The 13,491-nt window shown below is 58.8% G+C and carries 14 protein-coding genes and 1 other RNA gene; 10 read left to right on the top strand and 5 right to left on the bottom strand.

Annotated elements, in window-relative coordinates; genetic code table 11:
- Positions 1 to 15: 15 nt before the first annotated feature.
- Complete coding sequence (locus AGR13A_RS10375; RefSeq protein ID WP_080836749.1) at positions 16 to 1,227, bottom strand: pyrophosphate--fructose-6-phosphate 1-phosphotransferase; 1,212 nt, start codon at positions 1,225 to 1,227, stop codon at positions 16 to 18.
- The gene (locus tag AGR13A_RS24615; protein ID WP_139786047.1) at positions 1,227 to 1,535 is read right to left on the bottom strand and encodes a hypothetical protein; all 309 of its coding nucleotides are present in this window, start codon (positions 1,533 to 1,535) and stop codon (positions 1,227 to 1,229) included. Before AGR13A_RS24615 ends, AGR13A_RS10375 begins: the two co-directional genes overlap by 1 nt.
- 10 nt (positions 1,536 to 1,545) lie before the next feature.
- Here AGR13A_RS24615 and AGR13A_RS10370 point away from each other — a divergent pair, with 10 nt between their 5' ends.
- The 6 genes from AGR13A_RS10370 (at position 1,546) to rnpB (ending at position 6,856) form a co-directional block, all read left to right on the top strand.
- Positions 1,546 to 2,286 carry a J domain-containing protein gene (locus tag AGR13A_RS10370; protein WP_167377534.1) on the top strand — a complete coding sequence of 247 codons (741 nt, stop codon included), beginning with the start codon at positions 1,546 to 1,548 and terminating at the stop codon, positions 2,284 to 2,286.
- Positions 2,283 to 3,050, top strand: a complete 768-nt coding sequence (locus AGR13A_RS10365; protein WP_080835212.1) for an N-acetylmuramoyl-L-alanine amidase — start codon at positions 2,283 to 2,285, stop codon at positions 3,048 to 3,050. The genes AGR13A_RS10370 and AGR13A_RS10365 overlap by 4 nt, the downstream gene beginning before the upstream one ends.
- Positions 3,051 to 3,297: 247 nt before the next feature.
- Positions 3,298 to 3,837, top strand: coding sequence for a lytic transglycosylase domain-containing protein (locus tag AGR13A_RS10360; RefSeq protein WP_080835208.1), 540 nt, complete (start codon positions 3,298 to 3,300; stop codon positions 3,835 to 3,837).
- Between the two features lie 123 nt (positions 3,838 to 3,960).
- Positions 3,961 to 5,148 carry an FAD-dependent oxidoreductase gene (locus AGR13A_RS10355; protein WP_080835205.1) on the top strand — a complete coding sequence of 396 codons (1,188 nt, stop codon included), beginning with the start codon at positions 3,961 to 3,963 and terminating at the stop codon, positions 5,146 to 5,148.
- A gap of 59 nt (positions 5,149 to 5,207) precedes the next feature.
- Positions 5,208 to 6,398, top strand: a complete 1,191-nt coding sequence (locus AGR13A_RS10350; RefSeq protein WP_080835201.1) for an NAD(P)/FAD-dependent oxidoreductase — start codon at positions 5,208 to 5,210, stop codon at positions 6,396 to 6,398.
- Positions 6,399 to 6,454: 56 nt separating this feature from the next.
- An RNA gene (gene rnpB / locus AGR13A_RS10345) (RNase P RNA component class A) lies at positions 6,455 to 6,856 on the top strand.
- A 26-nt stretch (positions 6,857 to 6,882) separates the two neighbouring features.
- Here the strand turns inward: rnpB and AGR13A_RS10340 are convergent.
- The 3 genes from AGR13A_RS10340 to AGR13A_RS10330 are packed head-to-tail and all read right to left on the bottom strand — an operon-like array spanning position 6,883 to position 9,046.
- Positions 6,883 to 8,040: a glutathionylspermidine synthase family protein gene (locus AGR13A_RS10340; RefSeq protein ID WP_080835198.1), complete on the bottom strand. Its 1,158-nt coding sequence runs from the start codon at positions 8,038 to 8,040 to the stop codon at positions 6,883 to 6,885.
- 1 nt (position 8,041) lies between these two features.
- Complete coding sequence (locus tag AGR13A_RS10335) at positions 8,042 to 8,635, bottom strand: DUF1190 domain-containing protein (RefSeq protein WP_080835195.1); 594 nt, start codon at positions 8,633 to 8,635, stop codon at positions 8,042 to 8,044.
- Positions 8,636 to 8,644: 9 nt separating this feature from the next.
- A complete protein-coding gene (locus AGR13A_RS10330; RefSeq protein ID WP_035220442.1) occupies positions 8,645 to 9,046 on the bottom strand; it encodes a DUF350 domain-containing protein in 402 nt (133 codons plus the stop codon).
- A 624-nt stretch (positions 9,047 to 9,670) separates the two neighbouring features.
- On the opposite strand from AGR13A_RS10330, the gene mraZ reads away from it, so the two are divergent.
- Genes mraZ through AGR13A_RS10305 form a run of 4 tightly spaced genes read left to right on the top strand, consistent with a single transcriptional unit; the run spans position 9,671 to position 13,449 of the window.
- A complete protein-coding gene (gene mraZ, locus AGR13A_RS10320) occupies positions 9,671 to 10,111 on the top strand; it encodes a division/cell wall cluster transcriptional repressor MraZ (RefSeq protein ID WP_080835188.1) in 441 nt (146 codons plus the stop codon).
- Between the two features lie 14 nt (positions 10,112 to 10,125).
- Positions 10,126 to 11,151 (top strand): 16S rRNA (cytosine(1402)-N(4))-methyltransferase RsmH, encoded by a 1,026-nt coding sequence (gene rsmH, locus AGR13A_RS10315; protein WP_080835187.1) that lies wholly within the window; start codon positions 10,126 to 10,128, stop codon positions 11,149 to 11,151.
- A gap of 1 nt (position 11,152) precedes the next feature.
- Entirely contained in the window at positions 11,153 to 11,707 is a 555-nt protein-coding gene (gene ftsL / locus AGR13A_RS10310; protein ID WP_035220451.1) for a cell division protein FtsL, read from the top strand.
- Entirely contained in the window at positions 11,707 to 13,449 is a 1,743-nt protein-coding gene (locus AGR13A_RS10305; protein ID WP_035220454.1) for a peptidoglycan D,D-transpeptidase FtsI family protein, read from the top strand. The genes ftsL and AGR13A_RS10305 overlap by 1 nt, the downstream gene beginning before the upstream one ends.
- Positions 13,450 to 13,491: the final 42 nt, after the last annotated feature.

The raw sequence follows: 13,491 nt of genomic DNA, 5'->3' as shown, positions 1-13,491 counted from the left end.
TAGCCTATCGTAAAATTAGGCCGCTGTGAACGGTTGACCGACGTGTTCCATCACTTCGGTAAACCATTTTGCAGAAAGGTCGAAATGCTTTCCGCCCTTGATACGCGGAAACTCGATGGTCCGCAATTTGCCGTTCTGGTCTTCATCATGACCGGTGACGCCCGAGACCTTGTTGAGCGCGCTTTCGACGGCGAGATCGACCATGCCCTGGATGAGGCGCAGATCATCGCCATTGGCGGGGGCGGAGCGGGCGAAATAGCCTGACTTCTGCACCATGGAACGTTCCGCGCCGATAAGGCTGGCGAATTGCTTCTGGAACCAGCCGCCGACATTGATGGTGTCGATCTTCACGTGGCCGAAGGCATCGCGCTTGACCGCTTCGCCGGAAGCTTCGCGCTCGGCAACAATCGAATCAAGGCCCGCACCTTCGGAAACGAACAGCGTGACATAGCCGTGCCTGTCCATGATCTCCTTGAGGCGCTCGGCCTCCGCCTCGATGTCGAAGGCCATTTCGGGCAGATAGATGCCGTCGATGTTCTTCATCTGCGTATTCATCATCAGGCCTTCGACATAGTCGTTGCCGCTGGTCTTCTGGATATAGGCGCGCGCGGTCGCAGCCGTCAGCCAGCCGCAATGGCGGCCCATGACTTCGTGGATGACAAAGGTCTTCGGGGCAGCGCTCTGTTCGTTACTGACATTGTCAAAGAACGAAGCGCCGACTTCGGCGGCGGTCCAGGCGCCGAGGGACTGCCTGATCGGCACGACATCATTGTCCACCGTCTTTGGCAGGCCGACGACGGTGAGGTTATAACCATTCGCGCCGAGATAGGCGGCAAGGTCAGCGGCCGTCGTATTGGTGTCGTCGCCACCGATGGTGTGAAGAATGGTGATGCCGTCAGCGGCCAGCCGTTCAGCGGCCACGCGCAGCGGATTTTCGCCTTCCTTGACCAGACCGCGCTTGGCGCAATCGGCGGCATTGGTCAGTTTGACACGGCTGTTGCCGATCGGCGAACCGCCATAACGGTGCAGCAGATGGGCCTTTTCGCGCATGTTCCTGGTGATCTCGATGCGATCGCCCAGAAGCACGCCCTGATAACCGGAGCGATAGGCCACGATGTCGATCTCAGGCGCAATGTCGCTGTAGCGCTCGATCAGGCCGCCAACGGCGGAAGAGAGACAGGGAGCAAGGCCACCCGCGGTCAGCATTGCGACTTTCTGTTTGGCCATCATGGCTCTCCTTTTGCATAAATCCAAAGACATGTCTGGCAAATGGATGCGACAGCAGCGTGTAGGTGTAAAGTGAATTTATCAAGAAAAACGGCGATTTCTCGCGGTTTTTCAGCGGCTTGAGGAAAGAGGTCGAATATAATCGTTTCAATCCGCATCGCAGGCGCCGTGTCCTGCCAGCCTGTGGAAAACCGAGGCCGCGTCGTTTGCCGCGCTCTTGTTCCTGAAGCAGAACTGTCGCAAAGATGAATAAAAGTTAATGCCGCGGCGTTGCCGGACATATTGCATTCACGGCGATATGCCGTCATGCTTGGCGTCATGATGTTCGATTTCGCCTGTCTGCAAATTTCATCCCTGTGGGAGCGACTGCTCGGCGCAATCGGCGACGCGGCAGGTGGCGCGCTCGGACGCGTGGTGGAAGCTATCCGCACCCTCTTCGAGGGAGATCCGGAGACCCGCCGCAAGGTTTCATTCTCGGTTGCAATCATCGCACTCTCCGCAAAGATGGCGAAGGCCGATGGTGTCGTCAACGATGCCGAGGTGCGCGCTTTCCGGCAGATTTTCGACTTTCCCGAAGAAGAAGCGAGAAACGTTGCGCGTCTTTATAATCTCGCGCGACAGGACGTTGCCGGTTATGAGGCCTATGCCGAGCGTCTTGCCGGTCTTTGCGGTTCCGGCCATGACAATTGCGAGATGCTGGAAAGCGTCATCGACGGTCTGTTCCACATCGCCAAGGCTGACGGGCTGATCCACGAGCGGGAACTGGCTTTCCTCGGCCGTATCGCGGAAATCTTCCATATCACCGACGATCACTTCGAAACGATCATGGCGCGGCACGTTCACATGGATGGGCGCGATCCCTACCGCGTGCTTGGCGTTTCGCCCTCGGACGACTTTCTGGATATTCGCAAGCGTTACCGTTCGCTGGTCGCCGAGCATCATCCGGACAAGCTCATCGCACGCGGCGTGCCGATGGAATTGCATGCCGCCGCGAATGAGCGTATGGCGGCTCTCAATGCCGCCTATGCGGCCATCGAGAAAGAACGCCGCGTCGCATGAGTGAATTTCTGCCGGATTTCAAGGGCGCAGCCGTTGCGCCTTCGCCCAACCATGGCGAAAGACAAGGCGTGGCAGGCCCGGATATCATTCTCCTGCATTATACCGGCATGACGACCGCCGATGGCGCTCTTTCGTGGCTCTGCAATCCCGAAAGCCAGGTCTCCAGCCATTATTTCGTCTTCGAGGACGGGCGCGTCATTCAGATGGTTGCTGAAACCCGCCGTGCCTGGCATGCGGGCAAAAGCACCTGGGCGGGCGATGAAGACATCAATTCCCGCTCAATCGGCATTGAAATCGCCAATCAGGGTCATCCCGGCGGACTGCCGGAATTTCCGGAAAAACAGGTGGCCGCCGTCATTGAATTGTGTCGCGATTGCGGCCAGCGCTGGAATATCGCCCCTGAAAGGGTGCTTGCGCATTCGGATGTAGCGCCGATCCGCAAGGTCGATCCGGGTGAAAAGTTTCCGTGGGACATCCTGTCGCAGCACGGTGTCGGCCATTGGGTTGAACCCGCGCCGATACGCGGCGGACGCTTTTTCCAGCGCGGTGATCATGGCCAGCCGGTGGAAGCGTTGCAATCGATGCTGTCCATATACGGATACGGCGTTGAAATAACAGGCGCTTATTGTGAGAAGACGGAGGGTGCGGTTGCCGCCTTCCAGCGGCATTTCCGCCCGGCGCTGGTGGATGGCATAGCGGATTTTTCCACCATCGACACGCTTCACCGGTTGATTGCCAGCCTGCCGAAATTTTCGGCCGCTTAAACGCGAATTCTGGAAAATAGTTCCCTGCTTTCGGGCCCTTCAAGTCGCTTTTTTTGTCGTGCCACAGTTAATCCGCATTGAGGAAGTCTAAGAACAGCACTGGACGCGGTGCTGTTCTTCAGGGGAACTTACCGTCAATATCAATCAAGGAGACTGGACTTCGGAAGGTCGTGATCGACTTTCCGCACGCTGGACATTTGTATCGTTTCATTGTTCCGGTTATCCGATCTGGAGACTTTTTCAGCATATGAACAGAGTTTTTGTTGCTGTCGCAGCGGGCGTTGCTATGCTCGTTTCGCAGGCGGGGATTGCTTTTGCCAAAGACGAGGACGTCAAGACCAAGACCGTGACGCTGGAGACCTTCTTCCGCAAACCCGGTTATCCCATTCCGGAAAAGAGTCTGCCTTCGTCGCTCAAGAATGATTATTCCGATCTGATCGTCAAATATGCCAAGCGTTACGGCGTTCCCACCAATCTGGCGCATGCGGTCGTTTCTGTGGAAAGCAAGTTCAATCCCAAGGCCCGCGGCAGCGCAGGCGAGGTCGGGCTGATGCAGATCAAGCCGGCAACGGCGCGCATGATGGGCTTTCGTGGCACGACCAAGGCTCTTTATGATCCCGAGACCAATATTCGCTGGGGCATGCAATATCTGGCGACCGCCCATCAGCTGGGCGGCGGCGAGGTTTGCAGCACGATCCTGCGTTACAATGCCGGCCATGGCGCCACGCGCATGAACCCGGTGTCAAAGCGTTATTGCGGCAAGGTGCAGGCGCTTCTGGCCAGCTGAGGTCTTTGCCAAGCCCGCCGCAATCTTTCAGATTCCCGCGCCACATGGTTCGGACTTGCGGAAATCGATTCCGGTTCATGCCCGCATGCTGTAGTCAGGAATAAATCTGATACGGAGCATGGCATGCCGGATTTCAAATATATCGTGGTCGGGGCTGGAATGATGGGTGCGGCGGCGGCGCGGCACCTTTCGGCGCAAACGGATGGCGTGGCGCTGATCGGACCTGCCGAGCCCGCCAATCGCAGGGCTCATACCGGTGTATTTTCAAGCCACTATGATGAGGCGCGGATTACGCGTGGCTTCGATGGCGATCCGGTCTGGGCAGAGCTCGCGCAACGCTCCATCCGGCGCTATGCGGAAATCGAGGCAAAAAGCGGCATCCGTTTCTTCACCGAAGCGGGCTGCCTGTTTTCCGGAAACGGCAAGGGGCTTGCCGGAGACTATGTGTCGCGCGCGCTTTCCGCAGCGGGCCGTCTTGATCTTGGTGTGGAAACGATCGGCAGCGGCGGGCTTGCCGGTCGCTTCCCGATGTTTTCACTGCCTGCTGATCACAACGGTTATTTCGAGGCGCGCAATGCCGGTCACGTCAATCCACGCGCCCTGGTGAAGGCCCAATGCACCATTGCCGGGGCACAGGGCGCGCGGCTGGTGCGCGAGACGGTGGCGCATATTCGCGATACCTCCAAGGGTGTGGAGGTTTCGACCCGGGAAGGGGCCGTGCACACCGCTGAAAAGGTCATCGTCGCAGCGGGCGGTTTCACCAACATGGCCGATCTTCTGCCGTCGCCAGTCGATATGGCGGCGACGGGCCGCACCATCGCCTTTTTCGAACTTGATGACGCAAGGCAGGGCCTTTTCGGCGGCATGCCCTCGACCATCGTGCTGGCGGAGACTGAGGACGATATCGTCTATATTCTTCCGCCCGTGCGCTACCCCGACGGCAAGGTCTATCTGAAGATCGGCGGTGAAAGCGAAAAGGGCAGGCTCGAAACGCTGGCCGAGGCGGTCGACTGGTTCCATTCGGACGGCATGCCAGACGAGGTCGAGTTTCTGAAAAAACGGGCGCTGTCGTTGATGCCGGAACTTGCAAGTTGCCCCGTGACATCCGGTTCCTGTGTCGCCTCTATCACCCGCAGCGGTTATCCCTATATCGGCTATACACAATCCTCCAATATTGCGGTTCTCACCGGCGGCAATTTCGTTTCGGCCAAGTCGTCGGACGAGATCGGACGGCTGGGTGCGGTGCTGCTTCTGGATGGCCAGCTGACCGAGAATGATTTTGCCGCCGAAATGTCGCCGGTTTTTATCTGACATCCTTCTGTGGAGCGGCTACAAGATTGCGACTGAACAGAGCGGATGAAGAGGGCGGCATGTCGGGGCATTTCAAATATATCGTCGTCGGTCGCGGCATGATGGGTGCCGCCGCCGCCCGCCATCTGGCGGAAAAGGTGGACGGCGTCGCGCTGATCGGCCCCGGCGAGCCTGCCGATATCACGTCGCATCAGGGTGTTTTTGCCAGCCATTACGATGAAGCGCGTATTACCCGCACCATCGACGGCGATGCGGACTGGGCTTTGCTCGCCAATCGCTCGATTGCGCGTTACGCCGATATAGCGGCAAGGAGCGGGGTGGAGTTTTATGCGCCTGTCGGCTGCCTGATCGTCGGGCCGGAACGGGGAGGCGACAATCCCTTTATCGACAATGTCCTCAAGGCGGCGGAACGGCTTGGCGTCTCCACGGCACTGATGGATGATGAGAGCCTGAAAAGTGACTTTCCCTATTTTTCCTTCGAACCGGGCTGTGAGGGCGTGTTCGAAAGAGACAATGCGGGTTACGTCAATCCGCGCGCCCTGGTGAAGGCCCAGAGCGTTCTGGCAGACAAGGCCGGTGTGACGCTTATCGACGATATCGTTGTTTCGACCCGGGAAGAGGATGGTCGCGCACGGGTAGAGACGGCCTCGGGTGCGGTTTACACTGCAGATCGCGTGCTGGTGGCGGCGGGCGGTTTTTCGATTACGAAGGATTTGCTGCCGCAGCCGGTTGCTCTCAATGTCTATGCACGCACGGTCGCCTTTTTCGAGGTCGATGAAGCGGATCTGGGGCAATATGCGGGTATGCCGTCGCTGATCTATGAGCCGAGCGACACGACGAAACATATCTATCTGCTTCCGCCCGTGCGCTATCCCGATGGCAGGTTCTACCTGAAAATCGGCGGCGATCCCGACGACAAACCTGTCAGTAGCGACCCGGAAATTCGCGCCTGGTTCCGTTCCGGTGGATGCGAAAGCGTGCGCGACCATCTCTCCGATATCATCGGGACATTGCTGCCGTCCATCGACCGTGCGCGTATTTCAATGGCTGCCTGCGTCGTGTCCAAGACGCCGGGCGGCTACCCCGCCATCGGCTTCGCCTCATCACCACGCATTGCGGTTCTGACCGGTGGCAATGGCACGGCGGCCAAGAGCTCCGACGAGATCGGGCGGCTGGGTGCTGCGCTGCTGCTTGATGGAGAAATTGGCGACGAAGCCTATGCCACGGATTTCAAACCGGCATTTCTTTGATCTTTGTCTTCGCTTTTCGGTGGCTTTCGCCTCTGAACATGGTTATGCAGCCCATGCCAGTTGGCCGGGCAGCCGCGCTTTACCAATGTCGAAAGACGGTAAGGTGAGGAAAGTCCGGGCTCCACGGAAATACGGTGCCGGATAACGTCCGGCGGGGGCGACCCCAGGGAAAGTGCCACAGAGAGCAAACCGCCATGCTTTGCATGGTAAGGGTGAAAGGGTGGGGTAAGAGCCCACCGCGCCGCTGGTGACAGTGGTGGCAAGGTAAACCCCACCGGGAGCAAGACCGAATAGGGATGACATGGGACGGGCGAAAGCCCGTTTACAGCCGGTTTCCGGGCCCGTCATCCGGGTGGGTTGCGCGAGGCGGCATGCAAATGCCGTCCCAGATGAATGGCTGCCACGTTCCGGGTCAAACCGGGGCCATACAGAACCCGGCTTACAGGCCAACTGGCGAATTTTCCTGCCGATTTTTCGGCGGGCATCAGCCCTCGATGATATGGGGAACGTAGCGGGAGAGATTTGCGGTGATGGGTGACGCGTCCTCGCGAATGCCAAGTCCACAGGGTCGATCGGCGACGATCCAGCTTCCAAGCACGGCATATCCGAACTCGCTCTTGAACAAGGGCGCGTATGCCTGAAAAACATATCCCTCTTCGCCGTAACTGCCTGGGGCCGATAAAATCTCGCGTCGGTTTCGGTAAAGGCTGACATTTTCGCCTTCACGCGAGAGAAGCGGTTTCACCACGTAATCCCGCAACTCATATATTTCAGGGTCGTCGGGAAAGAAACTCGGGAGCAGATTCGGGTGATTGGGATGCCGCTGCCAAAGCATGGGCAGCAGGCCCTTGTTCGATAACACGGCTTTCCAGGCTGGCTCGATGAAAATGCCATTCTGCGCAGGCAGATGCGCGGCAAAGGATTCCCGTAACATGAATTCCCAGGGGTAAAGCTTGAAGCAGCGCTCGATGACGCGACTTTGGAGGTCAGCAAAACGCCCGCTCGCATCGATGCCGATGTCCCTGATATCGAGAAACTGGGCGCGGTGGCCAGCCTGAATGGCGCAGTCCATGAGATATATCGTTGTGCCGCAATCCTCGGGGTCGTCGCTAATCGCCGCGAAATGGAAAATCCTGTCCCGCGAGAATTGCCCAAAGGCCTCGATCAGGGCCTCCTGAACCGAGTTGAACTGGTCGGTTTGCGCCGGTAGCGTTCCAAGGGCGACCTGATCCGTCAGCCAGTTATATTGGAAATATCCCGTTTCGAAGACGGAAGTAGGCGTGTCGGCGTTGTATTCGAGCAGCTTCGCCGGGCCATTTCCGTCATAGGCAAGATCGAAGCGGCCATATAGGTGCCGGTCGCCCCGCTGCCAGGAATTTCGGATCATGTCGTGATAATCGCGCGGGATGGCAAGGCGGGTTAGCGCCGCCTCACTGTTTACGATATCTGCGACGAGATCCATGCACATATCATGCAGGACTTGGCTCGGTTCTTCGATGTCGCGCTCGATTTCATCGAGCCCGAAGCAATAGGCCGCGTCGTCCACCCAGTAAGGCTCGCCATGCATTTCATGGAAGGAGAAACCCACGGCATTGGCTTTTTCGCGCCAATCCGGGCGTGGTGGGACTGTGATGCGGCGCATGTCACCCTCCGGAAAAGGAGTGGCCGCCGAACCCGCCACGGCCCTTGACGTTCGTTTTGGCGTTGAGCTGCTTTACGTCACTCGTCAGCGCGCCGCCTGGACCGCCCACGAATGAGCCGCCGCTCTGTTCGCCGGCGCTCACATCCGGCGTGACGAGGTCACCGTTGCGTTTTCGATAGGCCGACATCGCGCCCGCGGAACCCGCCTTGCTGTTTTGCTGACGGCGGCGATAGTCGCTATAGTCTGCAAAGTGTTCGATGTTCCGAGGCATCACAAATCCGACCGGTGACGGTGCGAAGGCGCTCGTGCCGGTCGCGTTATTGGAATTGAGATTTTGTCTCAGCTCAGAGCAGTTTCCCGCGCCGTATTCCATTTCACATGCAACCATGTTGCGAAATCGCGGCGCAGTAGCAAGGTGATGCTGGCTGGCGTCTTCGGATGCCGCCTGGCAAACCTTGGGATAGACCCCTGAGGCAAGGCACTTGTCAACGGAGGTGTAAAGGACCTCTTCCTCCGATGAAAATGCGAAAAAAAGGCCTATTGCGGCAATCGTACCGAGGGCAAGACGCGGATGTTCTGTCACGTCCAAGTACATGTCTGTTCCTCAATACGCCATGCAGGCGGCGTTCAAAGTCCCGATGACCACGGCGATGCCGCCGCTCCAGAGGCCGGCCGCGACATTACCCTCGGTGATTTTCAGGTGCAGGTCGGTCATGGTGAGCTTGGCGATATAGAATGCGAAGACCTGAACCAGCAGGCCGATCACCGCCCAGATCACGTAGTCGGGGATGCTGACGGAGTTGGCCGCCGCCGAGGCCAGCGGCAGGCTGAAGCCGCTCAAAGCCCCTAAAAAAGCGACTACGGCGGCGATGTTGCCGGCCTTGATCAACTCCCTTTCGCGGTGGGGTGTGAGGCGGGTGTAGATAGTGGAAAAAGCTGCCAGGCAGACCAGGCCAATCAAAAAATAACTCAAGAAGGCAGGCAAGCCCGCCACATAATTCGGCATCATTATCTCGCAATGAAAAACACAACTTCAAAAATCAAAATCAATCGAAAGTTTAAAAAGTCAAGCCGCCGCAGCGTTGTTGTTTGCTGACAATGACGGTTCTGGCTGAGATGCAAGATGTGCATTGCTTCGGCCTCAAATCGAATCCGCTGCAACTGGTCTGTCGCGCAATCATACAGATGGCCGTGATGCCAATCAGGCTGCCGTTGCCGCAGCGGCGTCAGAGCGCCTTATGCGATTTAAATTGCGTGTATCTGACCAAGATCGGCAAGCATCTGTTTCTCAAGCGGAAAATAGGCATATCGGCCCAAGCTTTAATTGTCTTTGCGGGCACATGAGCTCGCAAAGTAAACCATTCGTTAAACTTAACGGCTTATGAATTTCCGATGCGAAGTCGGCATCGTGCCGGCTTCTCCCATTGACGCCCATAGTGTCCCATGGTATCCCAAATGCACACCACATTGGGTCGTGTTTTTGACCCGCAATCGCTGAAACGAGTGAGGAGCCTGCGAGGGGCTGCTGCAGGGCATGTCGCCCTGGCGCTTGGCGATGTGTCGTGCGTACCGGTGTCGTCTGCGAAGTGGATGGTTTGCTTTGCGGAGTGCGGTTTTGGCGAGTTGAGTAATGGACCGCTTTTTATCGAACGTGACGAACAGGATCGACGCCAAGGGGCGCGTTTCGGTTCCGTCTCCGTTTCGTTCGGTGCTGGCCAGGCGCGGCATTCAGGAGCTTTATTGCCTTCAGGATTTCGCCTTTCCGGCAATCAGCGTTGGCGGTCCGGATTTGCTGGAGCGCTACGAGCGGCAGATAGCGTCCATGGATGCCTTCTCGCCGGAGGCGAACGCAATGTCGCTGCTGGTTCACGGCGGCGGCGTTTTCATGAAGCTCGACCAGGAAGGTCGGTTGATGGTGACGGATTTCGTGCGGGAATTTACCGGCATATCCACCGACGTCACCTTCGTTGGACGGGCGGATCATTTTCAGCTTTGGCAACCGAATGCGTTTTTGGCGGCGCAGGCGGAAGCAAGAGCGGGGCGCGGTTTTTCGGCTGCTCGCCCCGCATAGGACGGGGACACGGGATGGCGGCGAATTCTGGCGGACGATCTTCTGATGCCGGTGGCGGACCTCAACGCCACATCCCGGTTCTTCTTCGCGAAGTGGTCGCCGCGCTTGAGCCCGCATCCGGGAAGATCATTCTTGACGGCACCTTCGGGGCCGGCGGCTATACCCAGGCTATTCTTGACCAGGGCGCGAGCGTGATCGCGCTTGACCGCGATCCGACAGCGATTGCCGGCGGTCAGGCCATGGTGGCCGCCAATGGCGGCAGGCTTTCGCTTATTCAATCGCAATTTTCCGATCTGGCCAAACATGCGCCGCAAGGTGGCCTTGACGGTGTTGTTCTCGATATTGGCGTCTCTTCCATGCAGATCGACGAGGCCGAACGCGGTTTTTCCTTCCAGAAGAACGGCCCTCTCGACATGCGTATGTCGAGTTCGGGCGTTTCGGCGGCGGATGTCGTCAATCGCGCCAAGGTCGGCGATCTCATCCGCATCTTCGGCTTTCTCGGTGAGGAAAAACAGCCGGGCCGCATCGCCCGCGCCATCGAGAAGAAAAGGGCGGAAGAGCCTTTCCGCACCACGCGCGATCTGGCAGGTCTGATCGAGATCGTCACGCCGCGCAAGGCGAAGGACAAGATCCATCCCGCAACCCGCGTGTTTCAGGCGCTTCGCGTTTTCGTCAATGACGAACTGGGTGAGCTGGCGCAGGCCCTGTTCGCCGCCGAGCAGGCCTTGAAGCCCGGCGGCCGGCTTGTCGTCGTCACGTTCCATTCGCTCGAAGACCGTATCGTCAAGAAATTTTTCGCGGATCGGTCGGGTAAAGCCGCCGGTTCCCGGCACCTGCCGATGGTGGAAGACAGGCCCACCATTTTCGACACTATCGGCAAGCCGATGATTGCTGCCAGTGACGAGGAGGCGGAGCTCAATCCGCGTGCCCGTTCGGCCAAGCTGCGCGCCGGTCTGCGGACCTCAGCGCCGGCGCGTGCTGCGGATTTTTCGATTTTCGAGCTTCCTGATCTCGCCAGCCTTGAAAAGATGGGAGGCTGATATGCTGCGTACATTCGATATCGTCTTGGTGGGGGTCATGGTCGCGGCGGCTGTCGTGACCTATTCAATCAAGCACAAGGCCGATCTCAAACTGGAAGAGGTCCGCAAGCTCGAGGCCGAAATCAAGCTCGAGAAGGATACGATCGATCTTCTCAGGGCCGACTGGGCGTTGCTGACGCAGCCCAACCGCCTCCATCGTCTCGTCAATGCCTATCAGAATGAGCTCGGCCTTTCGCCGACGATGCCCACGCAGCTGGCGCAGCCGCGCGAACTTCCGATGCTGCGGTCGCAATTGCCGCAGCCGCCCGAGCCTGAAGGCATGAGCGTGGAAGATGTCATCGCCGCGGCCGTCAACGGTTCGAAGCCCGGCGCCACGCTCGGTGGAGCATCCAAGCCGAAGTCGCCGCCGGCCGGCCAGATCGCCGCCAATGGTGCGCCTATACCGACGCCCAGGGCGCGTGTTTCCCGTCCCCCGGCGGCTCCGGCCGTCTCCGCCGTCGCGGGCGATGAAGCCGACGATATGGATGACACGATAACAGGATCGGTGAACCGCTAATGTCTTTTCTCTCCCGTGTCATGGTTTTGAAGAGCAAGGCTCACTTTTCCGCCAGCACCACCGGCGTCTATACGGACCATGCCGCCTTTGAGGGCGCCCGCAAGAAAAGGGCGGCCCAGGCTAAGAGCCGGGTCGGCCTCATCATCTTCGGTTTCGTCGCCTTTTATGGTGTCGTCGGCGGGCGTCTCGTACAATATGGCATGGCGGAACAGGAAACGGTCTCGAGCATCGCGCCCGCAGACCGGCTGATGGCGTCGCGTCCCGACCTTCTCGACCGTAACGGCGAGGTTCTGGCCACCGATATCCGCACCGTCTCGCTGTTTGCCGAACCGCATCGCATCGTCGATATCGATGAGGCCATCGAGAAGCTGCGCACCGTCCTGCCGGACCTCGACCAGCGTGGCACCTATCAGAAGCTTACGTCCAATTCGCGCTTCCAGTGGCTGCGCCGTCAGTTGACGCCGAAGCAGCAGAGCCAGATTTTGGCGCTTGGCATTCCCGGCGTCGGTTTCCGCCCGGAAAAGCGTCGCTTTTATCCCGGCGGGCCGACGGCCGCCCATATTGTCGGTCACGTCAACATCGACAATCGCGGCGTTGCCGGCATGGAACGTTACGTCGACAATCAGGGGCTTGCCGACCTGACGGCTCTCGGCATGACCAGCGACCAGCCGCTGGAGCCGATAAAGCTGTCGATTGATCTGCGTGTACAGTCCATCGTGCGCGAAGTCGTGACCTCAGCGATCGCCAAATTCCAGGCGATCGGCGCCGGCGCCGTGGTGATGGATGTGCATACCGGCGAAATTCTCGCCATGGCCTCGGTTCCGGATTACGATCCGAACAATCCGGCCGAGGGCGCGAAAGAGGGTTGGCTCAATCGCATGTCGAACGGCACGTTCGAAATGGGCTCCACCTTCAAGTCCTTCACAATTGCCATGGGCCTCGATTCGGGTCGCGTGCGTCTGGGCGACAGTTTCGATGCCCGTTATCCGATCCGGATCGGCGGTTTCACCATCAAGGATTTCCACGGCAAGAACCGTGTTCTGTCGGTGCCGGAAATCTTCCAATATTCGTCCAATATCGGCACGGCCAAGATCGCCGATACGGTGGGCACCGAAGGTCACAAGGAATTTCTGACGAAGCTCGGGCTTCTGACCCGCATGCAGACGGAACTGCCGGAAGTGGCAATGCCCTCGCAGCCGCGTGAATGGAAGAAGATCAACTCGATTACCATTTCCTTCGGTCACGGTGTTTCGACGACGCCGCTGCAGACGGCGGTTGCCGGTGCGGCGCTTGTCAATGGCGGCAAGCTGATCGAGCCGACCTTCCTGCCACGCACCCGCGAGCAGGCGGATCTGGTGGCCAAGCAGGTTCTGAAGCCCACCACCAGCAAGGATATGCGCTTCCTGTTCGAATGGAACGGGGTCAATGGCTCCGGCCGTAATGCGCGTGTCGATGGTTTCAACGTCGGCGGCAAGACCGGCACGGCGGACAAGGTCGTCAACGGCCGTTATGTGCGTGACAAGAACTTCAACGCCTTCCTCTCGGCATTCCCGATCGACGATCCGCAATATGTGGTGTTGACCTTCATCGATGAACCGAAGACGGACAAGGGCAATGGCGCGGCACTTGCCGGCACGTCCGCCGCGCCGATGGTGCACGATATCATCACCCGCACGGCGGCGGTGCTGGGCGTGAAGCCGAAGTTCGGCAAGGATGGCTCGGCCTTGCTCGTGTCTTATTGATTGTTAGAGCTTATGATGTTCCGGCGATTCGCGCCGGGGGGA

Origin of the sequence: Agrobacterium genomosp. 13 str. CFBP 6927, assembly GCA_900012615.1 — a bacterium.
Lineage (GTDB): Bacteria > Pseudomonadota > Alphaproteobacteria > Rhizobiales > Rhizobiaceae > Agrobacterium.
Note: the sequence above shows the minus strand (reverse complement) of the source record. Positions and strands in the feature narration are given on the sequence as shown.

Bases quoted from the DNA above. Each gene is read 5' to 3' on its own strand.
- AGR13A_RS10360 (WP_080835208.1), top strand. From the start codon at position 3,298: ATGAACAGAGTTTTTGTTGCTGTCGCAGCGGGCGTTGCTATGCTCGTT.
- rsmH (WP_080835187.1), top strand. From the start codon at position 10,126: ATGGCGGCGAATTCTGGCGGACGATCTTCTGATGCCGGTGGCGGACCT.
- AGR13A_RS10335 (WP_080835195.1), bottom strand. From the start codon at position 8,635: ATGTACTTGGACGTGACAGAACATCCGCGTCTTGCCCTCGGTACGATT.
- AGR13A_RS10365 (WP_080835212.1), top strand. From the start codon at position 2,283: ATGAGTGAATTTCTGCCGGATTTCAAGGGCGCAGCCGTTGCGCCTTCG.
- AGR13A_RS24615 (WP_139786047.1), bottom strand. From the start codon at position 1,535: ATGACGGCATATCGCCGTGAATGCAATATGTCCGGCAACGCCGCGGCA.
- mraZ (WP_080835188.1), top strand. From the start codon at position 9,671: ATGGACCGCTTTTTATCGAACGTGACGAACAGGATCGACGCCAAGGGG.
- AGR13A_RS10305 (WP_035220454.1), top strand. From the start codon at position 11,707: ATGTCTTTTCTCTCCCGTGTCATGGTTTTGAAGAGCAAGGCTCACTTT.
- AGR13A_RS10340 (WP_080835198.1), bottom strand. From the start codon at position 8,040: ATGCGCCGCATCACAGTCCCACCACGCCCGGATTGGCGCGAAAAAGCC.
- AGR13A_RS10370 (WP_167377534.1), top strand. From the start codon at position 1,546: ATGATGTTCGATTTCGCCTGTCTGCAAATTTCATCCCTGTGGGAGCGA.
- AGR13A_RS10350 (WP_080835201.1), top strand. From the start codon at position 5,208: ATGTCGGGGCATTTCAAATATATCGTCGTCGGTCGCGGCATGATGGGT.
- AGR13A_RS10330 (WP_035220442.1), bottom strand. From the start codon at position 9,046: ATGCCGAATTATGTGGCGGGCTTGCCTGCCTTCTTGAGTTATTTTTTG.
- AGR13A_RS10375 (WP_080836749.1), bottom strand. From the start codon at position 1,227: ATGGCCAAACAGAAAGTCGCAATGCTGACCGCGGGTGGCCTTGCTCCC.
- AGR13A_RS10355 (WP_080835205.1), top strand. From the start codon at position 3,961: ATGCCGGATTTCAAATATATCGTGGTCGGGGCTGGAATGATGGGTGCG.
- ftsL (WP_035220451.1), top strand. From the start codon at position 11,153: ATGCTGCGTACATTCGATATCGTCTTGGTGGGGGTCATGGTCGCGGCG.